Below are 23,396 nucleotides of genomic sequence, written 5' to 3'. Positions count from 1 at the left end.
CGCCGGGCGATGGGTTGCGGGCATGACAGCTCCTGTCCGCGTTCACTCTGGTGGGCGGATGAGGTCGGCCATGGGGGGCGCGCGTGGAAAGCCTTCCCCTGTGGAACGGGGAGACAATCCGGGTTCCCGTGAACTACCGGTCCGTAACGCCGGGTGCATGAATCGACCCCGCCCGTAGGCGGGGCCGTCCACCCGATGCGTTGTGTCGCTACGTCAGTTGGCCACCCGCAGCAGACGGTTCGGTGAGCCCGCGCCCGCGCCGCGCACCCGGCCCCCGCTCGCCCCGGCTATCAGCGCCGCGCCGACCTGGGCAGGGGTGGCGAGGGGATGGTCGGCCAGATACAGCGCGGCGGCGCCCGCGACATGCGGGGCCGCCATCGAGGTGCCCGACAGCGTCCTGGTCGCCGTATCGCTCGCGTTCGACGCCGAGACGATCCGGTCACCGGGCGCGAACAGGTCAACTCCGGGGCCCCAGTTGGAGAAGCCCGAGCGCCGGTCGGCGCGGTCGGTCGAGCCCACCGTGAGCGCCGGCGCCACCCGGCCCGGCGAGAAGGCGGCGGCGGGCCGGTCCTGATTGCCCGCCGCCACGGTGAAGACCAGACCGGCCGCGATCCCCGTCCGCACCGCCGCGTCCCATTCGGGCAGCGGGGTGGCCGCCGCCGAGCCCAGGCTCAGATTGACCACCGCGGGCCGCCTGGCGTGTCGCAGCACCCAGTCCATTCCGGCCAGCACCTGGGCGATGGTGCCCTCGCCCCGGTCGTCCAGCACCCGGACGGCCACGATCGCCGCCTTCTTCGCCACGCCGTAGCGGGTGCCCGCCGCCGTGGCCGCCACATGGGTGCCATGGCCGTTGCCGTCCTCGGCCACCGGATCGTCGTCCACGAAGTCCCAGCCGGAGCGGGCCCGGCCGCCGAAGTCCTCATGGGAGGCGCGGACCCCGGAGTCGATGACATAGATCGTGGTGCCGCGCCCGCCGCCCCCGGGTGCGGTGTACGCCCCGTCCAGCGGCCGGTCCGGCTGGTCGATCCGGTCCAGGCCCCACGGCGGCCGCGCCTGGCGGCGGGGCGGGGCCGGCAGCCGCAGCCGGGTCCACCGCAGGGACACCCGCTCGTCCCGGGTCACCGAGGCGATGCGTCGGTCGGCCGCCAGCCGCCCGGCCTGCGCCGCGCTCGCCCGTACCGCATAGCCGTTGAGCGCGGAGCCGTAGACCCGGCGCACCCGCGCCCCGTACCGCTCGACCAGCGCCCGGCCCGCCCCGGACGCCGCCGCGGGCGCTCCCGCGCCCCGCTTCAGGGCGACGATATAGCCGTGGGTCCCCGCCCCGCCCGCGGCCTGGACCCCCTGCGCGGGAACGGTCTGGGCGGGCGACAGGGCCACCAGGACCACCGCGACGACGGCGGCCGGCGCCCCCACCCTGCGCCGGCGGCCCGCAGATGCGCATGCCATGGAGCGATCCCCTCCCCAACTCGACGGCATACCGGGCGTCGCGACGCCGCGGAGATCCGTCAGAAGGACCCCAGCCTCGCGTGAGAGGAAAGATCCCGACAAGGGCGCATCAGGGGGCGTAAAACGTGCCGGCCTCCCGCGCCAGCAGCCGCAGCGCCGCCTCCGACGGCGAACCCGGCTCCGCCCCGTACATCAGCAGCCCCTGGCCCCCCGAGTCCGGCAGCCGGGTCATCTCGAAGTCCAGCTCCAGCGGCCCCACCAGGGGGTGGTGGAAGGACTTGGTGCCGAACGCGCACCGGCGCACCGGATGGCGCGACCACAGCGCCGCGAACTCCGGGCTCTTCATGGACAGTTCGCCGATCAGCTCGGCGAGCCGCCGGTCGTCGGGGTGCGCGCCCGCCGCCACCCGCAGCGAGGAGACCGCCCGCCGCGCCTCGCCTGGCCAGTCCGGATACAGCTCACGGGTGTGCGGATCGAGGAACAGCATCCGCTGGGTGTTGGGGCGGGCGGCGGGCCGCTCGGGCGCGTCGGCGGGCAGATGCCCGGCGATCAGGGCGTGCCCCAGCGGATTCCAGGCCAGGACGTCGAAGCGGTGGTCGAGGACCACGGCCGGCACCCCGTCCATCGCGGCGATCAGCCGCCGGGTCGCCGGGCGCGCGGAGCCGGCGCGTGGCGCGGGACGGCGCGCGGCGCGTGGCGGACGGGCCAGATTGCTCAAGTGCGCCCGCTCGTCCGGGCTCAGCCGCAGCGCGCGGGCGATGGCGTCCAGCACCCCGTCCGAGGCGCCGGTGGACTGGCCCTGTTCCAGCCGGGTGTAGTACGCCGCGCTCACCCCGGCCAGCTGCGCCAGCTCCTCGCGGCGCAGCCCCGGGACGCGGCGCCGGGTCCCGTAGGCGACCAGGCCGACGTCCTCGGGGCGCAGCCCGGCGCGGCGGGTGCGCAGGAAACTTCCCAGCTCGGCAGGTGCGTCCATGCCCACCAGTGTCCGGCATGGGCACGCGCCGTGCCTGTCCCTGTGAGGGTCAGGCACGGCGCGCGGTGGTTCGTGGCCAGGCGGCGATCACCGGTAGGTGATGTCGGAGGAGCTGTACTTGCAGTAGGTGCCGTCGGGGCCGCTGCCGTTCTTGCTCGGCTCGGCGCCGGTGTTGTTCCCGATGTACTTCTGGCACGGGACGATCTTCTTGCTGCTGTCCCCGACGACGGTGATGCCGCGCAGGGTCAGCGAGTCGCCGTAGTTGGTGTTGATCCCGCCGATGACCTTGCCCGGGGCGGTGATCTCGGTGTTGCTCACATTGATGGTGCGCTTGTACTGCGAGGAGCAGTTGCCGCAGGACCGGACGAAGGTGGAGAAGTCCTGGCCGGCGAAGTTCGAGATGGTGAGCGTGCCGCCGCCGTTGAACTGGAAGATCTTGTCCGCGGCCTTGCGGGCGCCGCCGCCGATCACGTTGAACGTCTTGCCGGTGCCGCGGAAGGTGGCGGCGTCCTCGCCGACGTCCTCCCACCAGACGTTCTGCAGGGTGCAGCTGCCCTCGCAGTGGACGCCGTCGGCGGCCGGGGCGCCGAGGATGACGTTCTTCAGGGTGGCGCCGTCCTTCAGCTCGAACAGCGGGCCCTGGTCCTCCTCCTGGCCGTCGCCGCCGAGGTCGCCGGAGCCGTAGTAGCGCTTCATACCGCCGTCGGTGGTCCCGCTGACGCTGATGGTCTTGGAGACCGCCTGCGGGGTGCCGCTGGGGGTGGGCCAGGTGGCGGCGGAGGCCGCGGGCAGGGTCAGCCCGGTGGTGATCGCGCCCGCGGTGAGGGCGACGGCGCCGAGGACGCCGGCTATCGCGCGGTGCCCGGTGCGTTGTTCAGCCATGTCGGAACTCCTTCTCTGTGGGGGGTTTCACGGGGTGGTGATGGCCGGCCGCGGCGGGGTCGCCATCTTGTCGCCGAGGAAGAAGCTGGGGTGCGGGGGCTGGTTGTAGGCGGTGTTCTGCCAGGCCAGCGCCTCGCGGTACTGCCGGTCGTGCAGCAGCGTGGTGATCTTCCGGTCGGTCTCGTACGGCGTGGAGTAGATCCGCAGCGCCTTGTTGTCGCCGGTCGGCCAGACCACCTCCTCGCGCCAGTCGCCGAGGATGTCGCCGGACAGCGACGGGGTGGCCTTGGTGCCGTTGTTGGAGTGCACCCCGGAGCCGGTGAGCAGCCGGGTGTCACCGGAGGGGCCGTACTTGTCGATATGCGTGCCGTCCAGCAGCTCGCGCACCGGATCGCCGTCCCACCAGGCCAGGAAGTTGATCGAGGACGGTTTGCGGCCCTTGGCGCCGCCGCCCTCGTCGCGGATCTGGTCGTCCCGCGCGGACCACATCTCGGCGCCGTCGTTGCCCGCCCAGATGTCGCCGGCCGCACCGCGCCCGTTGTCGCCGCCGGACGCGGTGGACCACAGCACCTGGCCGGTGCGGGCGTCGGCGAAGTACGAGCCCGGCTTGGACGAGTCCTCGTCCACCTTGAAGTACTCCAGGCCCGGCCGCGCGGGGTCGAGGTCGCCGAGGTGGGCGGCGTCGCCGTGGCCGTTCCTGTTGGTCCACAGCGCCGAGCCGTTGTCGTCCACGGCCATCGAGCCGTAGACGATCTCGTCCCGGCCGTCGCCGTCCACGTCTCCGGTCGCCAGCGCGTGGTTGCCCTGGCCGTCGTAGCCCTTGCCGGTGTTGGTGGAGCTGTTGGTGTCGAAGGTCCACTGACGGGTGAGCTGCCCTCCGCTGAACCTCCAGGCGGAGATCACCGTGCGGGTGTAGTAGCCGCGCGCCTCGATCAGCGAGGGGGTGGAGCCGTTGAGATACGCCGTACCGGCCAGGAAGCGGTCCACGCGGTTGCCGTAGTCATCGCCCCATGAGGAGACGGTGCCGCGCGGCGGGACGTAGTCCACCGTGCTCATCGCGGCCCCCGTGCGCCCGTTGAACATCGTCAGATATTCGGGCCCGCTGAGCACATAGCCGCCGGAGTTGCGGTAGTCGGCGGAGGCGCTGCCGATGGTCTTCCCGGCGCCGTCGACCGTGCCGTCGGCGGTCTTCATCGCGACCTCGGCCCGGCCGTCGCCGTCGTAGTCGTACACCTGGAACTGGGTGTAGTGGGCGCCCGAGCGGATGTTGCGGCCCAGGTCGATCCGCCACAGCCGCTGCCCCTGCAGGGTGTAGCCGTCCACGACGGTGTTGCCGGTGACCCCCGACTGGGAGTTGTCCTTGGCGTTGGTCGGCTGCCACTTGAGGACGAAGTCCAGATCGCCGTCGCCGTCGAGGTCGCCGACCGAGGCGTCATTGGCCTCGTAGGTGTAGCCGGAGCCGCCCGCCGGCGGTGAGATCGGCACATCGTAGTACCCGGGGCGGAACTGCGTCGCGCTCGGCGAGGCGGGCTGCTCGACCCCGCCCACGATGGCCCGCACGGTGTAGTCCGCGCTGTTGGGGGCGTCCTTGTGGAGGTAGTTGGTGGTGGTGATGGGGGAGGAGTTGACCTTGACGGCGCCCCGGTAGAGGTTGAACGTCACGTCATTCGGATCGGTGGCCAGCCAGCGCCAGCTGACCAGGTTGTCATTGCCGGTGTGCACGCTCACCAGCCCCCGGTCCAGCCTCTCCAGCTGGGCCGCGGCGGCCGCCTTCGGCGCGGCCCCTTTGTCCTCGGCGGCCTCCGAGACGCTCACCAGTGAGGTGACGGTCAGCGCGCCCGCCGCGCAGGCGACGGCCAGCATCCGGCCGCGGGTCGGTGTCCTCCGCACCGGGAATCCGGGCGGATGGGCGGGGGGTGGAGTGTGCGAACTGTCCCGGGAGCGCACGTGGTCCTCCAAGGCATGGGGGGAAGGTGTGCCCCCTAGTCGCCCCCTTGGCCGGAAAGGTTGCCGCCTTCGGGCCGACTTCTCGGGAGCGGGGCGAAACAGCCGAAACGGGGACTCGTCGGCCGCTACCGTCGAAGGGTGAAGGCCATTCGTCGATTCAGCGTGCGCCCCGTGCTTCCGGAGCCCCTGCGACCGCTCCACCGGCTGGCGCGCAATCTGCGCTGGTCCTGGCATCCCGAGACCCGCGAGCTCTTCGAGTCCGTGGACCCCGAGGGATGGCGGGAGTCGGGCGGGGACCCGGTGCGGCTGCTGGGCGCCGTGCCCGTCTCCCGGCTCGCGGACCTCGCCGAGGACCGCTCCTTCCTGCGGCGTCTTACGGCGGCCGCGGATGATCTGCACGACTATCTGACCGGGCCGCGCTGGTACCAGGGGCGGGTCGCCGCGGAGGACCGCGCGGGGCCGGGGCCCGGCGCGTCCGCGGCGTCAGGCGCATCCGGTGTACCTTCCGGCGCATCCGTACCGTCCGCACCCCCAGGCGCGCCCGCACCCTCCGCACCCCCAGGCCCATCCGCCCCCTCCGGACTCCCCGCCGCGATCGCCTACTTCTCGCCGGAGTTCGGGATCACCGCCGCCCTGCCCCAGTACTCCGGCGGCCTGGGCATCCTCGCCGGTGACCACCTCAAGGCCGCCAGCGACCTCGGCGTGCCCCTGATGGGCGTCGGACTGCTCTACCGCCACGGCTACTTCCGGCAGTCGCTCTCCCGCGAGGGCTGGCAGCAGGAGCACTATCCGGTCCTGGACCCCAACGAGCTGCCGCTCACCCAGCTGAGCGAGGCGGACGGCCGGCCCGTCCGGATCCCGCTCACCCTGCCCGGCGGCCGTCCGCTCCACGCCCGCGTCTGGCACGCCCAGGTGGGCAGGGTGCCGCTGCTGCTGCTCGACTCCGATGTGGAGGAGAACGGCCACGGTGAGCGCGATGTCACCGACCGGCTCTACGGCGGCGGCAGCGAGCACCGGTTGCTGCAGGAGATGCTGCTGGGCATCGGCGGCGTCCGCGCCGTGCGCGCGTACTGCCGGCTCACCGGCCACCCCGACCCCGAGGTGTTCCACACCAACGAGGGCCACGCCGGTTTCCAGGGCCTGGAGCGCATCCGCGAACTGATCGCCGACGGGGCCGACTTCGGCGCCGCCCATGAGGCGGTGCGGGCCGGGACCGTCTTCACCACCCACACCCCCGTCCCCGCCGGTATCGACCGCTTCGACCGCGAGCTGGTCGCCCGCCACTTCGGTGACGACGCCGAGCTGCCGGGAATCGAGGTCGAGCGGGTCCTCGCGCTCGGCATGGAGACCTACCCCGGCGGTGAGCCCAACCTCTTCAACATGGCGGTGATGGGGCTGCGCCTGGCCCAGCGCGCCAACGGGGTGTCCACGCTGCACGGCCGCGTCAGCCGGGAGATGTTCGCCGGGCTCTGGCCCGGGTTCGACCCCGAGGAGGTGCCCATCACCTCCATCACCAACGGGGTGCACGCACCCACCTGGACGGCCCCCGAGGTCACCCGGCTCGGCGCCCGCCAGTTCGGCCACCTCCCCGACGCCGAGCTGTGGGAGCTGCGCCGCACCCTGCGCAAGCGGCTGGTCGCCGAGGCCCGCCAGCGGCTGTACGACTCCTGGCGGCAGCGCGGCGCGGGCACCGCCGAGCTCGGCTGGATCGACGGGGTGCTCGACCCCGACGTCCTCACCATCGGCTTCGCCCGCCGCGTCCCCTCCTACAAGCGGCTCACCCTGATGCTGCGCGACCCGGAGCGGCTGATGGAGCTGCTGCTCCACCCCGAGCGGCCGATCCAGATCGTCGTCGCGGGCAAGGCCCACCCGGCGGACGACGGCGGCAAGCGCCTGGTCCAGGAACTCGTCCGCTTCGCCGACGACCCCCGGGTCCGCCACCGCCTGGTCTTCCTGCCCGACTACGGCATGGGCATGGCCCAGCAGCTCTACCCCGGCTGCGACATCTGGCTCAACAACCCGCTGCGCCCGCTGGAGGCATGCGGCACCAGCGGTATGAAGGCCGCGCTGAACGGCTGTCTCAACCTCTCCGTCCTCGACGGCTGGTGGGACGAGTGGTACGACCCGGACTTCGGCTGGGCCATCCCCACCGCCGACGGTGACGCCATCGACGAGACCCGCCGCGACGACCTGGAGGCCACCGCCCTCTACGACCTGCTGGAACGGCGGATCGCCCCGCGCTTCTACGACCGCGGCCCGGACGGCCTCCCCGGCCGCTGGATCGACATGGTCCGCCGCACCCTCACCACCCTCGGCCCCAAGGTCCTCGCCGGCCGCATGGTGCGCGAATACGTCGAGCGGCTCTACGCCCCGGCCGCCCGCTCCCACCGCGCGCTGGACCCGGTGGCGGCCGCCGAACTGGCCACCTGGAAGTCCCGGATCCGCGACGCCTGGCCGGGCGTCGCCGTCGACCACGTCGAGGCCCACCTCACCCCACCCGCCCCCGCCGGCGCCGCCGAACTCGGCTCGACCCTCTCCCTACGGGTCCGGGTGCGCCTGGCCGGACTGGCCCCGGCGGACGTGGAGGTCCAGGCGGTGGCGGGCCGCGTCGACGACACCGACCGCATCACCGACGCCACCCACGTCCCCCTCAAACCCACCACAGACCCCGACCCCGAAGGCCGCCACCTCTACGAAGGCCCCCTCGCCCTCGACCGCACCGGCCCCTTCGGCTACACGATCCGCATCCTCCCCACCCACCACCTCCTGGCCTCCGCCCCCGAGTTGGGCCTCACCGCGCTGCCCGGCGATTCCATGACCGAGGCGGCGGGAGTCCTGATGCGCTGAGCGTTCAGGGCGCCCGCCGGGTCGGAGTTGTCCGGTTGTGCACTGTTGGTGGTTCAACTCGTTTTATAGGCTCGCGGGTTGGCTGTCCGCGTTTTCGGGAGGTGTCGTGCGAGACCAGAAGATTTATTGCTACACCTGTGGAACGGACGAAATGCACCGTCGTCTCACTGCCGACGAGAAGGCCTGGCTCAAGAATCGGACCGGCCGGAAGACGGTCGAGGAGTTCTTCATGTGCAAGGCGCCGGGCTGCCGCAATCTGCGGACCGGTTTTCAGAAGCGTCCCTTTGACCCCGTCATCCGCATGCCGCTGGATGACTGACTCCGCGTCAGGCGGCGGTGCCGTGCGGCGGCAGGGGGACGGGCTTGCCGCTCGGTGCCGTCGGGCCGTTCGGGCCCCGCGGACAAGGGTCGTTGAACGCGGGACGAACATTGCATGAGAGGTGGGCCACATCGGCCCCGTAAGCGTTCTCGGAGCGTACATTCGCCCCCCTGAAGCCATGGCATGCACGGGGGGAAATCGTGAAGTGGCTGGAACAGTTGACGGCGCCCGAGAATCTGCTGGCGCTTCTCGGTGTGATCGTCACGCTCGGGGGGCTCTCGTATGAGCGGCTGATTCCCGGGCGGAAGCGTATCGGCTATCGCGTGCAGATGGACACGTTGATAGACGACAGTACCCAGGACGGGCCGGTCCATCAGCGGCTGCGGATGCTGGAGAACACCCCGGATCTGGCCGGGGCCTCACTCGTCCTGCTGCGGATCGAGAACGACGGATTCCGCAGCCTTGACGCCGACGACTACATCACCGCACCCGCGACGAACCACCGAGGGCTCACCGCGACCTTTCCCAATCGGATCGTGCGGGACGTGGCGGTCACCGAGCCCAGCCACCCCGATCTGCTGCGCCACCTTCCGCAGCACGGGACCCCCGAGAACCCCGGGCTGGTCTGTGAGGGCAATGAGATCTCGCTGCCCCGGGTGCCGCTGAACAAGGGGGATCACTTCAAGCTGCTGGTGCTGCTGACGGGCGCGGGGACGGACAAGCCGCCGCATGTGGGCGGGCGGATCAAGGAAGGCAGGATCCGCAACAACGAGAAGTTCCGGCGGCCCAGCAACCGGGTGCTCGGGCTGATCGGCAGCCTGCTGGCGCTGCTGATCCTCCAGCCCTTCGGCACCCAGCTGTTGCGGGACGATCCGCTGCCGCGCGGATGTGCCGAGGGGAAGCTGACGATCGTCGGCTCGACCGCGTTCAAGCCGGTCACCCAGGATGTGGGCGCGGCGTATCAGGGCGACTGCCGTGGTGCGCAGGTCACCGTGGAGGCGCAGGGCAGTGGGCGCGGTACGAAGACGCTGATCGATGCCGGGGAGGCGGCGCAGGGTGGATTCCCGGCGTATCTCGCCTTCTCCGATGGCCCGGACGGAGACGGGAACCCCAAGCTCAAGGAGCATCTGGTGGCGCTGTCCGTCTTCAGCATGGTGGTGAACAAGGACGTCCGGGTCACGGATCTCTCCCTGGAGGATCTCCGCGGGCTCTACTCCGGCCGGATCACCAACTGGAATCAGCTGCCCGACGGCCCCGATCTGCCGGTGCGGCTGGTGAGCCGGGACGCGAAATCCGGAACGCGCGGGGTGTTCGAGAACCGGGTGCTGGGCGGCAATGAGATCTCCCGGACGTCGGACAACTGCCGGAGCCCGAAATTCGCCAAGGACCATGTCATCCGCTGTGAACTCGACAGTACGGGTGAGGTGTTGAAGACGGTGGCGAGCACACCCGGCGCGATCGGATACGCCGAGCTGCATTCCGCCCAGGAGAGCGCCCGCAAGGGGGCACTCCATCTGGTGGCCCTGGAGGGACGCAAGCCCTCCGTCGACGCGGTGCGGGAGCGCACGTACTCCTTCTGGGAGCCGGAGTACGCCTACACCTACACCGCGCCGCCCCCCAACTCCCTGACCTCGAAGTTCCTCGACTATCTGGCGGGCGACACCGGGCGGAACCTCGTCGAGAAGCACGGTCATCTGCCCTGCTCCGCCGCGGAGAACCAGCGGGCGTGTCAGCTGGCGGTCGGCGGGCGGTAGGGGCGCCGCCGGCGGGGGTACCACCCACCGTGAGTCACCGGTCGGCCGGGCGGGCACGGAGCCGCCCGCCCGGCCGACCGGCGAGGCCTACTTCACGTTCACGCCGCCCCAGGCGTTGTCGACCGCCTTGTACTCGGCGCTGCTCGCGCCGTACAGGGCCTTCGCGGCCTTGAGGGTCGCGGTGCGGGCCTTGGCGTAGTTGGTGGTCGAGGTCATGTACGAGGACAGGGCCTTGTACCAGATCTTCTCTGCCTTGGCCCGGCCGATGCCCTTGACGGTGCGGCCGTCCTTGGTCGGGCTGTCGTAGGTCACCCCGCCGATGACCTTACGGCCGCTGCCCTCGGCCAGCAGGTAGAAGAAGTGGTTGGCGATACCGGAGGTGAAGTGCGGGTCGTCGTCGCCCACACCGCTCTTCCAGTAGTCGTAGGACAGACCGTCCTTGCTGGGCTTGTCCATGTAGCGCAGCGGCGTGCCGTCGCCATTGATGTCGATCTTCTCGCCGATGAGGTAGTCACCGGGGTCCTTGGCGTTCTTGGCGTAGAACTCCACGGCGGTGCCGAAGATGTCGGAGGTGGCCTCGTTGAGCCCGCCGGACTCGCCGCTGTACTCCAGGTTGGCGGTGGCCGAGGTGAGCCCGTGGCTCATCTCGTGGCCCGCGACGTCGAGCGCGGTGAGGGGCTTCTTGTTGCCCGCGCCGTCGCCGTAGGTCATGCAGAAGCAGTCGTCGTCCCAGAAGGCGTTCTCGTACGCGTCGCCGTAGTGGACGCGCGAGTACGCGGCCTTGCCGTTGCCCTTGATGCCGTTCCGGCCGAGGACGTACTTGTAGTAGTCCCAGGTCATGGCCGCGCCGTAGTGGACGTCCACGGCGGCGGTCTGCGCGATGGTGGGCTTGCCGTTGCCCCAGACGTTGTCGGCGTCGTAGAACGCCGACCCCTTCTTGGTGTCTTCCCACGCGTGCTTGAGGTTGTACGTCTGGTGGCCGCCCCGCGGGGCGTCCTTCAGCATCCACTGGCTGCCGCTGCGGACGCTGCCGACGGTGACCTTGCCGTTGTGCTGACCGGTGCCGGTGCCGTTCTCGACGGCCTGGAACTCGTACAGCTTCTTGCCGGTGTCGGCGTCGGTGATGACGTGCAGCTTGCTGGGCGTACCGTCCTTCTGGACCCCGCTGACGACCGTCTCGTAGGCGAGCGTGGGCTTGCCGGTGGCGGCCCAGATCACCTTGCGCGGCGCGGCCTTGGCGCCGGTCTCCTTGTCGCCCGCGGCCCGCGCGGCGCTCAGGGCGGACCGCTGGGCGCCGGAGGGGGCGACGGCGGCGCTGGTGTCGGCGACCTTGATATCGGCGTCGGTCGCCTTGTCGACACCCTGGGAGGCGCCACTCGCGGACTCATGGGCGATCAGATCGCCGCCGAGGACGGGAAGTCCGGCGTAGGTGCGCTCGTAGCGGGTGTGGGTGGTGCCGTCGGCGTCCTTGATGACGTCCTTGACGACCAGCTTCTCCTTGGCCCCGAGCCCCAGCGACTTCGCGGTGGAGACCGCGGTCGCCCCCGCCTCGCGCAGCAGTTCGGCGCGGACGGAGGGGGAGAGGGAGACGGCGGAGGCGGAGGAGGCCGAAGAGGCCGAGGGGGCGGCCGCGTTCGCGGAGCCGGCGGTGGCGCCGGCGGCGAGCAGGGAGGCGGCCAGGGTCGCCGCTCCGGCGGCGAGGGCGGTACGCGAGCGTCTGAGACATGATATGCCGGATATCGCTGACGTCGAACGTGAATCCACGCGTATCTCCAGTTGTGATGGTGAGTTGGGCGAAGGTTCCGCCCAACGCGACAAAGATGCCGCTTTGCCGTGGATAAAACATACCGGTGCCCGGGGCCTGAGGCCCCGGGCACCGGCAAAGTGTCGTGCGACGAACTGGATTGGTCCTACTTGACGTTGACCCCGGCCCAGGCGGCGTCCACGCCCTTGTACTCGGCGCTGTCGGCACCGAAGAGGTCCGTGGCGGCCTTCAGCGTGGCCTCACGGGCGGCGTGATAGTCGGTGTTGGAGGTCATGTACGTGGTCAGGGCCTTGTACCAGACCTTCTCGGCCTTGTCCCGCCCGATGCCCTCGACCTTGGAGCCGTCGGAGGTGGGGCTGTCGTACTTCACCCCGTTGATCTCCTTCGCGCCGCTGCCCTCGGACAGCAGGTAGAAGAAGTGGTTGGCGACACCGGAGGAGTAGTGCACGTCCTGGTCGCCCACGCCGTCGGACCACGCGTCCGCGGACTGCCCGTCCTTGCTGGGCTTGTCCATGTAGCGCAGCGGGGTGCCGTCGCCGTTGATGTCGATCGCCTCGCCGATGAGGTAGTCACCGACGTCGGTGGTGTTCTTGGTGCTGAACTCCACCGAGGTGCCGAAGATGTCGGAGGTGGCCTCGTTGAGGCCGCCCGACTCGCCGCTGTACTCCAGGCCCGCGGTCTTGGAGGTGACGCCGTGGCTCATCTCGTGGCCCGCCACGTCGAGCGCGGTCAGCGGCGCCTTGTTGCCCTCGCCGTCGCCGTAGGTCATGCAGAAGCAGCTGTCGTCCCAGAAGGCGTTGACGTAGCTGTCGCCGTAGTGCACGCGGGAGTAGGCGCCCTTGCCGTCGCCGGCGATGCCGTCGCGGCCGTGCACGTTCTTGTAGTAGTCCCAGGTGGCGGCGGCGCCGTAGTGGGCGTCGACGGCGGCGGTCTGGGGGTCGTCCGGCTTGCCGGTGCCCCAGTTGTCGTCGTCGTCGGTGAACGCCTTGCCCTCGCCCTCCTCGCCGTTCTCCAGGTTGGTGGTCTTGTGGCCGCCGCGGTCGGCGTCGGTCAGGGTGTAACCGCTGCCTTCCTTGGTGGTGCCGAGCTCGACCGAGCCGCTGTACTCGCTCGCGCCCTTGCCGGTCTCGATGCCCTGGTACTCGTAGAGCTTCTTGCCGGTGGCGGCGTCCGTGATGACGTGCAGCTGGTTCGGGGTGCCGTCCTTCTGCACCCCGCCGACGACGGTCTCGTAGGCGAGCACGGGCTTGCCGGTGGCGGCCCAGATCACCTTGCGCGGGGCCTGGTCGGCCGCCGCCTGGGTGGTGTCGTCGGCCTTGGCCAGCTTGACGGCGGCCTTGGCCGCGGTGCTCGGGGCGATCCCGGCCGCGGTCGAGGCGACCTTGACGGTGGCCTTGGTGGCCTTGGTGACGCTCTTGACGTCACCACCCTTGGCCTGGTGGACGATCAGGTCGCCGCCCAGGACGGGCAGGCCGTCGTAGGTGCGGTCGTAGCGGGTGTGGGTGGTGCCGTCGGCGTCCTTGATGACGTCCTTGACGACCAGCTTCTCCTTGGCGCCGAGGCCGAGCGACGAGGCGGTGTCCGCCTTGGTCGCGTTGGCCTCGCGGAGCAGCTCGGCGCGGGCCGAGGCGGTGAGCGCCGTGGGCTGGCCGCCGGACTTGGCCGGGGCGGCACCCGCGGTGCCGGTGGTCATTCCCGAGGCGAGCAGGGCCGCCGCGGCGACCACGGTACCGGCCGCGATCACCGAACGCCGCTTGCCGGTACCGGATATGGGCATGCTGAAGGTCTTGCGCACGCGATCTCCTCGTTGCTGTGGGGGGTCAGCGCCGGGCTGCGGGGAAGTGCGGCCCGGTGCTGAACAAGAGGTACTGATGCGTAATGCGTTCGGCAGACTGTCATATAAGTCCCGGACATGTCACGGGTTTCACGACAGGTCGAAGGGAAAATGTTCGTTGAATGCTGATCAACCTTCGGAATCCGGACAGCTCGGCGTAAGAGTCGGGGGCTACCGGAGCGGGGGACCGGGAGCAGGTTCAGGAGCCAGGCCAGGACCGGGGCCAGGACCAGGTCAGGGCATGAAGAGGCGCCGCCAGGGGGAGTCGGGTCGACCCCTGGCGGCGCCTGTCCTGAGGGAGCCTCACGGCTCGGTCAGAAGGTCAGCTTCCAGCTGTTGATGTAGCCGGTGTCCTGCGCGTACATGTCCTGGACCCGCAGCTTCCAGGTGCCGACCGCGGTTTCCGAGGACGCGTTCACGGTGTACGTGGTCCGCACGTCGTCCGCCGAGTCGAAGAGGCTGGCGCTCTTGAGCGGGTAGGCCGTACCGTCCGGGGCGATCAGGTCGATCGCCAGGTCGCCGCGGTAGCTGTGCACGATGTCCACGCCCACCTGGAGGTTGGACGGCGCGTTTCCGGCCCGGCTCACCGCGATCGGCGAGGTGACCGGCGCCCCCGCGTCCGGGATGGCGATGTCCGCGGTGTTCTCGAAGACATTGCCGCCACTGGTGTTCACGGTCCAGGTGAAGGACGCCGTGCCGGTCTTGCCGGCCGAGTCGGTCACCGTGACCGTCACCTGGCTCGACCCGACGGTGGTCGGGGTCCCGGAGATCAGGCCGGTCGAGGAGTTGATCGACAGGCCCGCGGGCAGTCCATCGGCCGCGTAGGAGAGCGCGCCCGGGTTGGAGCTGGTCGCGGTGATCTGCAGGCTGGTGGCCTGGTTGACGATGCTGGTCTGGGCGCCGGGCGGGGTGACGGTGACGCCGTCGGCGATCCGGGTGCCGACGTTGACCCCGGCCCAGGCGTTCGCCACCGCGTTGTACTGCGCGCTGCCCTGGCCGAAGAGCTCGCCCGCCGCCCACAGCGTGGCGTCACGGGCGCCCGCGTAGTTGGTGTTGGAGGTCATCCGCTGGCTCAGCGCCTTGAACCAGATCTTCTCCGCGTTGCCCCGGCCGATGCCGGTGACCGGGAGGTTGTCGTAGGTCGGGCTGTCGTAGCTGACGCCGTTGATGACCTTGGTACCGCTGCCCTCGGAGAGCAGGTAGAAGAAGTGGTTGGCGATGCCGGACGAGTAGTGGACGTCCACATTGCCGACACCGGAGTACCAGCTGTCCTTGGAGGCCCCGTCCTTGCTGGGCTTGTCCATGTAGCGCAGCGGGGTGCCGTCGCCATTGATGTCGATCTTCTCACCGACGAGGTAGTCCCCGGGGTCGCTCGCGTTGTTCGCGTAGAACTCGACGGCCGCGGCGAAGATGTCGGAGGTGCCTTCGTTGAGCCCGCCGGACTCACCGCTGTAGGTGAGGTTGGCGGTGGCCGCGGTGACCCCGTGGCTCATCTCGTGGGCGGCGACATCGAGGGAGGTCAGCGGCTTGGCATTGCCCGAGCCGTCGCCGTAGGTCATGCAGAAGCAGGCGTCCTGCCAGAAGGCGTTGACATAGCCGCTGCTGTAGTGGACCCGGGAGTACGCGCCGACGCCGTCGCCCCGGATGCCGGTGCGGCCGTGGACGTTCTTGTAGTAGTCCCAGGTCTCGGCGGCGCCGTAGTGCGCGTCCACACCGGCGGTCGCGGCGTCGGAGGTGTTGCCGCTGCCCCAGACGTCGTCGGCGTCGGTGAAGAGCGTGCCGGTGCCCGAGGTGCCGCGGTTGAGGTTGTACGTCTTGTGGTTGCCGCGGCCGGAGTCGGTGAGGTTGTACGAGCCCGCGCTGCCCGAGGTGCCGAGGGCCACCTGGCCGCTGTACTGGCTGTTCCCGGTGCCCTTCTTGACACCCTGGAACTCGAACAGCTTGGTGCCGGTGGCCGCGTCGGTGATGACGTGCAGCTCGTTCGGGGCGCCGTCCTCCTGGAGGCCGCCGACGACCGTCTCATAGGCGAGGGTCGGGGTGCCCTTCGCGGCCCAGATCACCTTGCGGGGCGCCCGCTCGGCCTCGGTCTTCCGCGAACCCTGCGCGTTCGCCGCCTTCACGGCGGCCTTCTCGGCGGTGGCGGGCGCGACGACGGCGGTGGTGGTCGGCACGGCCAGCCGGGCCTTGGTCGCCTTGGCGACGGTCAGCTGCGCACCGCTCTTCGCCCGGTCCACGACCAGGTCGCCGCCGAGGACGGGAAGTCCGGCGTAGGTGCGCTCGTAGCGGGTGTGGGTGGTGCCGTCGGCGTCCTTGATGACGTCCTTGACGACCAGCTTCTCCTTGGCGCCGAGCCCGAGGCCCTTGGCGGCCGCGCTCTTGGCGGCGTCGGCCTTCCGGATCAGCTCGGCGCGCTGGGCGGGGGAGAGCTTGGCGGGGAGGGCGCCGGGGTCGGGGGCGCCGGAGATGGTGCGGGCGGCGGGGCGGTCGGCGGCGCCGTCCTGGCGGGCCGCGGCGGTGCCGCTCTGGATGCCGACGCCGATCATCGCCGCCGCGACGACCAGCGCGCCGGTCGCGACACCTCGCTGACCTGGGGTGCGACCGGATCTGCGGGGGCTGGGTCTGAGGTGCCGTTGGGGGAGGGATCTCACGCTGACTCCTTCTGCGCTGGCCGCACGGTGGCACGGCCGGGACGACCGGGCGGCTGGGTCGCCGTCCGGGCAGGGCAGGGCAGAGCGGGGCAGAGCGGGTTTACCGTCCCCTGGTGTTACCGGGTGCGCCCTGTCGCAGATGAACGACGGGGTGCGGCCGCGGTGCGACCGGGGGTTTCCCTGGCGTTACCGGGTGCGCCCTGTCGCGGATGAACGACGGGGTGCGGCCGCGGTGCGACCGGGGGTTTGGGGGTACGGCCTTGGGTCCGCACACTGTGGGAATGCGGGCGTCTCGGCCGAGGGAAGAGTGGCACCACTGGACTTGACCTGTCAGGATCGCGACAAGAACTTGTCCGGAAAGCGTCCGTTGACAGCTATGCCGTGTTCGTATGACGGTGATTTACGGTCAAATTCGGCAATGACCGATGTCGGTGGCGTTCCGTAGCATCGCCCCCATGTCCGACCCCGTGAACCCGATCGACGAGCCCCCGCATTCGCTGACCGAGCCTCACCACATGCTCGGCGCCTATCTCGACTACTTCCGCTCCGTGGTGCCCAACAAGCTCCACGGCCTCTCGGAGCACGAGCTGCGCACCAGCCGACTGCCGTCCGGCTGGACCCCGTTGGAGCTTCTCCGCCATCTGACCCATGTCGAACGGCGCTGGCTTCGCTGGGGATTCCTGGGCCAGGCGGTCGACGAGCCCTGGGGCGACCGCGGCCCCGAGGACCGATGGCGGGTCCCCGAGGGCATGACCTCCGCCGAGGTGCGGGCGCGGTACGAGGAGCAGTGCGCCTGGTCGCGGGCGACCGTCGCGGGCGTACCGCTGGAGCGGCGGGCGGCCACCGGCGGGCGGTTCGCCACCGAGGCCGAGGCCCCGACGCTCGGCTGGATCCTCTTCCATCTGCTCCAGGAGTACGCCCGCCACGCCGGACAGCTCGATGTCGTACGGGAGTTGGCCGACGGCTCGGTCGGTGAGTGAGCCGCCCGGCCCCGCCGTCAGGACGCGTGCGCGGCGGAGTCGAAGCGCGGCTCCTCCCGCAACAGCGCGCTCAGATCGGCGCCGGGGCGCAGCTCCGCCGGGTCCTCGCCCCTGCGGAACAGGATCGCCCCGGCGTCGATGCCGCCCAGGGTCAGCCGGTCCGCGTTCCGGCGCAGCCAGGTGCCCTCGCGCAGTCCGACCACGGGGACGTCGTTCTCCTCCAGGAACTGCTCGAGCCGCAGGGCACGGCTCTCGCCCATGTGGGCGGTGTTCGGCTCGGCGTCGAGGTAGTGCGGGTTGATCTGGAACGGCAGCAGCCCCAGCGCCTCGAAGGTGGGCGGCTGGACGATGGGCATGTCATTGGAGGTGCGCAGGGTCGGGCAGGCCATGTTGGTCCCCGCGCTGGAGCCCATGTAGACGGCGCCCGCGGCCACCCGTTCCCGTATCGCCCGGACCAGATCGCGCTCGTGCAACGCCTTGAGCAGCCGGAAGCTGTTGCCGCCGCCGACGAACACCGCCTGCGCCCCGCGCACCAGCTCGGCCGGGTCGTCGGCGGTGTGCGCGCCGGTGACCGCCACGCCCAGTGGCTCCAGGGCCGTGGCCACCTTGGCGGTGTAGCCGTCGTGGTCGGCCAGCGCGTACGGCACGAAGACGAGCCGGCGCGCGCCGTCCAGTGCCGAGGCGATCTCCTCGAGGGCGTGGTCCAGATAGCCACGGCCGGGCGCGGCGGAGTTCGACAGCAGCAACAACTGCATGAGGAGGCCTTTCTGGCGGAACGGTGGAACGGAGGTGCGGCGGAACGGCGGAACGGCGGAACGGAGGACTGAAGTGGCGAGGGGATGTGGGGGGAATCGTCGGGACGGGCAGTGTGCGTGCGCCGCGCGAATTGGCGCCACTCGGTGCCGCTAGCGGCGCGGGGCGCGTCGCGGCCGGGTCGGCGTCAGCAGCCTGCCCAGATCGGCGGCGCCCTGCAGTAGCGGCGCGATCAGCTGCTCCCGGCGGGGGCGCAGCACCTCGGGCGCGGCGGCCAGAGTCAGGGTGCCCACCGGACGTCTGCCCACCAGAACCGGCGCCGCGAGCGCCGCGCTGTCCGGATCGTACTCGCCCTCGGAGTAGGCGTAGCCGTCGCGCCGCACCTGGGAGAAGCGCTCCTCGAGCCGCACCGGATCGGTCGGCGTGTGCTCGCTGAAGCGCGCCATCGGGCGGCCGTACAGCAGCACGGCCCGGTCACCGGGCGGGAGCATACCGAAGTAGGCGCGGGAGGTGGCGCCGGCGTGTGCCGGGTACAGCTCGCCCGCCAGCACGTAGTAGCGCAGCGGGCCGGTGGCCCCGTCCACCGCCGCGACACAGCGCATATGCACCCCGTCCGGGACCGCGAACAGCGTGTTCACCCCGACCGCCTCGGCCAGCGCCTCCAGGATCGGCCGGGCCAGGCTGGCCATGCCGCCGCCGCGCTCCCACACCCAGGACAGATGCCACACCGCCGGGCCCAGCCGGTAGCGCCGTGAGCGCTTGTCGGAGACCAGGAAGCCCCGGTAGGCCAGCGCGGCCAGCAGCCGCTGGGCCACCGACTTGTCCAGCCCGAACTCCTCGGCGATCTCGGTGACGCCCCACTCCGGGCGCTCGCGGTCGAAGGCGAGCAGCACGTTCAGCACGCGGTCCGCGGTCTGGAGGGGCGGGGTGCCGGTTACGGGCTTCTGTTCAGGCATGACGAAAGAGTAAACATTCTCGGATATCGAGAAAACATTGCGCACAGCGCGACGCCGGGCGGACCCTGGCGGAGCCGACGGCCGGGCGGATCCCCGGCCAGGCCGGTGCCCGGTGGCAGTGCCCGCCCCGCGCGCCGCTTTCCCCGCTCGTCCGATCGGGCCATCGGCGTCACCGATCGCCTTACCGAGGCATGACCGATCGCCTCACCGACGGCATCGCCGACGTCCTTACCGATCGCATCTGCCGGTCACATCGCCGACGGCGCCCCTGACCGCCTTACCGACCGCATCTCCCACCGCATCTCCCACCACATCACCGACCGCGTCACCGACCGCGTCACCAACCGCGTCACCCCGCCGTGAGAGGCCAGCCGTGCTCAAACACGTCCTTGACATCATCGAACTCCTCGACCGTCCGCAGACCAGCGGCGCCCTCCTCGCCGACCATCTGCGCGCGGTCCAGGCCGCGGCCGGGGCCGACCCGCAGACGGCGCCCCAGGTCGAGGTGCGCACCGTCGAGGGCGACAAGGGCAGCACGGACTTCGTCTCCGTCACCGTCCCCGGCCGCCGCGGCAAGCTGGGCGGCGGCCACGCCCCGACCCTGGGCATCCTCGGCCGGCTCGGCGGAGTCGGGGCCCGCCCGGAGCGGATCGGGCTGGTCTCGGACGCCGACGGGGCGGTGGCGGCGCTGTCCGCCGCGGCCAAGCTGCTGGACATGCACGCCCGCGGTGACGTCCTGGACGGCGATGTCACGCTCTCCACCCACGTCTCCGGCTGGGCCCCCACCCAGCCGCACGACCCCGTGCCCTTCATGGACTCCCCGGTGGACACGCTGACGTGCAACCGCGAGGAGATCTCGCCCGCGATGGACGCGGTCGTCTCCATCGACACCACCAAGGGCAACCGGTTGCTCAACCACCGCGGCGTCGCCCTGTCGCCGACGGTCTGCCAGGGCTGGATCCTGCGGGTCAGCGAGGATCTGGTGGCCGTCCTGGAGAGCGTGACCGGCGAGTCGGCGCGCATCCTGCCGATCACCACGCAGGACATCACCCCGTACGGCAACGGAGTGCACCACCTCAACTCCATCCTCCAGCCCGCCGTCGCCACCACCGCCCCCGTCGTCGGCCTCGCGATCACCGCGGGCTCGGCGGTGGCCGGATGCGCCACCGGCGCCAGCCACGAGACCGACATCGCGGTCGCGGCCCGGTTCGCGGTCGAGACCGCGAAGGAGTTCGGACGCGGCGTCGCCCGCTTCCTGGACCCCGAGGAGTTCGCGCGCCTGGTCGAGCTGTACGGCCCCATGACCCACCTCCAGGCCCTCACCCCGGCGGGGTGACCGACCCGTCCCCAGCGGACGGGTGACCGACCCGTCCCACCGGACCCCGCAGGAGTCCCCATGAACCCGAACCCCCAGGCCGGCGCGGACGCCGCGGCCGCGGCCGCGGACGCCCCACCGCGGTCGCACCCCAGAGCCTTCGAGCCGGTCACCCTCGTCCTGACCATCGTGCTGTCGGTTCTCGGCGCCCTGATCGGCATCGTGCTGATCACCTCGCTCGGGGTGTCGCCCAACACGGCCGTGATCGGCGCCCTGGTGGCGATGCTCATCGGCCGTATCCCGGTCGGCGTGCTGACCCGGATGCGCTCCAAGCACCGGCAGAACCTGGTGCAGTCGGCGATCTCCGGCTCCACCTTCGCCGCGGCCAACTCGCTGCTCACCCCGATCGCGGTGCCGTTCGCCCTGGGACGTAACGACCTGGTGTGGCCCATGCTCGGCGGGGCCGTCATCGGCCTGGCCGTCGACAGCTGGGTGCTGTACCGGGTGTTCGACTCCAAGCTGCTGCCCGCCACCGGGTCGTGGCCGGCCGGGATCGCGGCGGCCGAGACGATCAAGGCCGGGGACACCGGCGGGCGCAAGGCCGCGATCCTGGGCGCGGGCGCGGTGATCGGCTTCGTCGGCGCGCTGTTCAAGCTGCCGACCAGCGCCGCGGGTGTGGGGTTCCTGGGCAACATCTGGGCGCTCGCCATGTTCGGCGTCGGGCTGACCGTGGGGCAGTACGCCCCCGAGTTCGGCTTCGATCTGGGCGCCCGCCATGTGCCGCACGGGCTGATGATCGGCGCGGGGCTCGTCGCCCTGGCGCAGGCGCTGCTGCTGATGCGGACGCGGAAGGGCGGGGCGAAGGGGACCGCCGACGGTCCGGCTGCCGAGGGCCCGGCGGCCCACGGCTCGGATGCCGACGGCGGTCTTACGGTCCAGGCCCCCCAGCTGCGCAGGGGACTGCTGGAGGGCATGGGCCTCTTCGTCTGTGGCGCGATCGTGGTCGCGATCGCGGGCGGTGCGGTGGGCGGGCTCTCGCTGCCCGCCCTGGTCGGCTGGGTGCTGCTGGCCGGTGTCGCCGCCATCGTCCACCAGCTGATCGTGGGGCTGGCGGCGATGCACTCCGGCTGGTTCCCGGCCTTCGCCGTCACCCTGATCTTCTTGATCATCGGTCTGGTGCTGCACATCCCGACCGTGCCGCTCGCCCTGCTGGTCGGCTACACGGCCTCCACCGGCCCCGCCTTCGCCGACCTCGGCTACGACTTCAAGGCGGGCTGGCTGCTACGTCGGGACGCCGCGCCCTGGCGACCCTTCGAGATCGAGGGGCGGCGTCAGCAGTACCTCGCCCAGCTCGTCGGCTTCGGCGTCGCGCTGGTCGTCGTCGCCGTCGCCTGGAAGACCTTCTTCTCCGACGGCAAGGTGCCGCCGGTCGCCGAGGTCTACGTGACCACCATCAAGACCGGCCTCGAACCCGGCACCATGACCACCATGCTGCTGTGGGCGATCCCCGGCGCGCTCGTCCAGCTCCTCGGCGGACCCTCCCGGCAGATGGGCGTCCTGCTGGCCACCGGACTCCTGGTGGCCACGCCCCAGGCCGGCTGGATGGTCCTCGGCGCCCTGGTCGTCCGCCGGCTCTACACCCTGTGGCGGCGGCGCGGGATCGCCGACGCGGAGGCGCGCAAGGAGTCCGACGAGCAGGCCGAGAACGACCTGTCGCTGGTCGGCGCGGGGCTCGTGGCCGGAAGCTCCCTCAACGACGTGGGCCAGCTCACCAAGGCCCTGTGAGGGAAGGCCCAGCGAGGGAAGGCCCAGTGAGAAAGGACGTGCACGCTGTGGACGACATGGACACCAGGGACACCAGGGACACCAGGGAGACCGGAGGCCCCGGCCATCCGGCGGGCGCCCCGGCCCTCGGCCTCGTCACCATCGGCCAGGCCCCGCGCGCCGACCTCCGCCCGGACGCCGAACCACTGCTGCCCGGGGTGCGCCTGGTCGAGCACGGCGCGCTCGACGCCGAACGGTTCGACGGCGACGCCGAGGCGGCGACCCGCCGGCTGCTGGCCCCCGAGGAGGGCGAGGCACCGCTGGTCTCCCGGCTGCGGGACGGCCGTTCGGTACTGCTCGGGCACGGGGCGATCGTCCCGCGCATCACGGACGCGGTCGCCCGCGCGGAGCGGGACGGAGCCGCCGCGACCCTGCTGCTGTGCACCGGCCGCTTCCCGGCGGTGCGGGCCCGGCGGCCCCTGCTGTTCGCCGAACCGCTGGTGCAGCAGGCCGTCGCCGCGACCGTGGGCACCGATCCCGTGGGCATCGTCTGCCCGCACCCCGACCAGGCCGAGGACGTCTCCCGCCGCTGGGCGGAGTTGCTGCCGGGCCGGGTCCAGGCCGCGACCGCCGATCCGTACGGCCCCACCGAGCGCGTCCTGGACGACATCGCCGCCGCCGCGCGCGCCCTCGCCGACCGCGGCAGCTCCTGGCTCGTCCTGGACTGCATCGGCTACACGGAACAGATGCGCACCGCCGCGCTGCGGGCCGCGGGCCGCCCCGTACTGCTGGCCCGCGCCATCGCCGTCCGCATGGCGGCAGAGGTGGTGGCGGCCTCAGCGTGACGATGACGCGGCGCGCCGCCCGGGTCGGCGCGCGCCGCCGCCCAGCAGTGCGGCTGGCCGCCGCGCACCCCGCCACCCCGCGGCGCCGCCGAGCATCTGCCTGCACCCTGCCGCCCTCGTAAGGCGCCACGCGCCCGGCCACAGGCTGTCGCCCCCCGTAACGCCTCCACGCACTCGCTCGCACCCTGCCGACCTCGCATCGCCTCCGCGTATCCACCGGCCCCGTGAGACTTCCGCGCCTCCGCGCGCCCCGCAAGCCTCCGCGTCCTCGCCCGCACCCTGCCGTCGCGTAACGCAGCGGCGCACCCACCTGCCCCGTATCGCCTCCTCGCACCAGCCGCCCCCGTGAGGCTTCCGCAGCCCCCACC

At 71.5% G+C, this 23,396-nt stretch carries 16 protein-coding genes; 7 read left to right on the top strand and 9 right to left on the bottom strand.

The window, feature by feature from the left end; translation table 11 throughout:
• Window positions 1–213: 213 nt before the first annotated feature.
• From J8403_RS14680 to J8403_RS14665, 4 genes are all read right to left on the bottom strand, one after another.
• Window positions 214–1,446: a S8 family peptidase gene (locus J8403_RS14680; protein ID WP_211123585.1), complete on the bottom strand. Its 1,233-nt coding sequence runs from the start codon at window positions 1,444–1,446 to the stop codon at window positions 214–216.
• A 109-nt stretch (window positions 1,447–1,555) separates the two neighbouring features.
• Window positions 1,556–2,419, bottom strand: coding sequence for a helix-turn-helix domain-containing protein (locus J8403_RS14675; RefSeq protein ID WP_211123584.1), 864 nt, complete (start codon window positions 2,417–2,419; stop codon window positions 1,556–1,558).
• 87 nt (window positions 2,420–2,506) lie between these two features.
• Complete coding sequence (locus tag J8403_RS14670) at window positions 2,507–3,301, bottom strand: pectate lyase (RefSeq protein ID WP_211123583.1); 795 nt, start codon at window positions 3,299–3,301, stop codon at window positions 2,507–2,509.
• A 27-nt stretch (window positions 3,302–3,328) separates the two neighbouring features.
• Window positions 3,329–5,164, bottom strand: a complete 1,836-nt coding sequence (locus tag J8403_RS14665) for a rhamnogalacturonan lyase (protein WP_246586334.1) — start codon at window positions 5,162–5,164, stop codon at window positions 3,329–3,331.
• A 222-nt stretch (window positions 5,165–5,386) separates the two neighbouring features.
• Between J8403_RS14665 and glgP the strand changes: the two genes are divergently transcribed.
• The 3 genes from glgP to J8403_RS14650 all read left to right on the top strand — a co-directional run bounded on the left by glgP (window position 5,387) and on the right by J8403_RS14650 (window position 10,168).
• The gene (gene glgP / locus J8403_RS14660; protein WP_211123582.1) at window positions 5,387–8,095 is read left to right on the top strand and encodes an alpha-glucan family phosphorylase; all 2,709 of its coding nucleotides are present in this window, start codon (window positions 5,387–5,389) and stop codon (window positions 8,093–8,095) included.
• 106 nt (window positions 8,096–8,201) lie between these two features.
• The gene (locus tag J8403_RS14655; RefSeq protein WP_211123581.1) at window positions 8,202–8,414 is read left to right on the top strand and encodes a hypothetical protein; all 213 of its coding nucleotides are present in this window, start codon (window positions 8,202–8,204) and stop codon (window positions 8,412–8,414) included.
• Window positions 8,415–8,614: 200 nt separating this feature from the next.
• Window positions 8,615–10,168: a substrate-binding domain-containing protein gene (locus J8403_RS14650; protein WP_211123580.1), complete on the top strand. Its 1,554-nt coding sequence runs from the start codon at window positions 8,615–8,617 to the stop codon at window positions 10,166–10,168.
• An 87-nt stretch (window positions 10,169–10,255) separates the two neighbouring features.
• Here the strand turns inward: J8403_RS14650 and J8403_RS14645 are convergent, their stop codons facing one another.
• From J8403_RS14645 to J8403_RS14635, 3 genes are all read right to left on the bottom strand, one after another.
• A complete protein-coding gene (locus J8403_RS14645) occupies window positions 10,256–11,932 on the bottom strand; it encodes a M4 family metallopeptidase (protein WP_211123579.1) in 1,677 nt (558 codons plus the stop codon).
• A gap of 146 nt (window positions 11,933–12,078) precedes the next feature.
• Window positions 12,079–13,710, bottom strand: a complete 1,632-nt coding sequence (locus J8403_RS14640) for a M4 family metallopeptidase (RefSeq protein WP_211128248.1) — start codon at window positions 13,708–13,710, stop codon at window positions 12,079–12,081.
• 371 nt (window positions 13,711–14,081) lie between these two features.
• Window positions 14,082–16,310 (bottom strand): M4 family metallopeptidase, encoded by a 2,229-nt coding sequence (locus J8403_RS14635; protein WP_211128247.1) that lies wholly within the window; start codon window positions 16,308–16,310, stop codon window positions 14,082–14,084.
• Between the two features lie 560 nt (window positions 16,311–16,870).
• Between J8403_RS14635 and J8403_RS14630 the strand changes: the two genes are divergently transcribed.
• A complete protein-coding gene (locus J8403_RS14630) occupies window positions 16,871–17,395 on the top strand; it encodes a DinB family protein (RefSeq protein WP_246585843.1) in 525 nt (174 codons plus the stop codon).
• A 17-nt stretch (window positions 17,396–17,412) separates the two neighbouring features.
• Here J8403_RS14630 and pepE read toward each other — a convergent pair whose 3' ends face one another.
• Complete coding sequence (pepE, locus tag J8403_RS14625) at window positions 17,413–18,150, bottom strand: dipeptidase PepE (RefSeq protein WP_211123577.1); 738 nt, start codon at window positions 18,148–18,150, stop codon at window positions 17,413–17,415.
• Between the two features lie 150 nt (window positions 18,151–18,300).
• Window positions 18,301–19,104 (bottom strand): IclR family transcriptional regulator, encoded by an 804-nt coding sequence (locus J8403_RS14620; protein WP_211123576.1) that lies wholly within the window; start codon window positions 19,102–19,104, stop codon window positions 18,301–18,303.
• A 373-nt stretch (window positions 19,105–19,477) separates the two neighbouring features.
• On the opposite strand from J8403_RS14620, the gene J8403_RS14615 reads away from it, so the two are divergent.
• The 3 genes from J8403_RS14615 to J8403_RS14605 are packed head-to-tail and all read left to right on the top strand — an operon-like array spanning window position 19,478 to window position 23,028.
• Window positions 19,478–20,440 (top strand): DUF1177 domain-containing protein, encoded by a 963-nt coding sequence (locus J8403_RS14615; RefSeq protein WP_211123575.1) that lies wholly within the window; start codon window positions 19,478–19,480, stop codon window positions 20,438–20,440.
• 60 nt (window positions 20,441–20,500) lie between these two features.
• Window positions 20,501–22,204 carry an OPT/YSL family transporter gene (locus J8403_RS14610; protein WP_211123574.1) on the top strand — a complete coding sequence of 568 codons (1,704 nt, stop codon included), beginning with the start codon at window positions 20,501–20,503 and terminating at the stop codon, window positions 22,202–22,204.
• A 38-nt stretch (window positions 22,205–22,242) separates the two neighbouring features.
• On the top strand, window positions 22,243–23,028 hold the full coding sequence (locus tag J8403_RS14605) for an AroM family protein (protein ID WP_343245298.1): 786 nt from the start codon (window positions 22,243–22,245) through the stop codon (window positions 23,026–23,028).
• The last annotated feature ends 368 nt before the right edge of the window (window positions 23,029–23,396 follow it).

Source organism: Streptomyces yatensis (genome assembly GCF_018069625.1).
GTDB classification, from domain to species: domain Bacteria; phylum Actinomycetota; class Actinomycetes; order Streptomycetales; family Streptomycetaceae; genus Streptomyces; species Streptomyces yatensis.
Note: the sequence above shows the minus strand (reverse complement) of the source record. Positions and strands in the feature narration are given on the sequence as shown.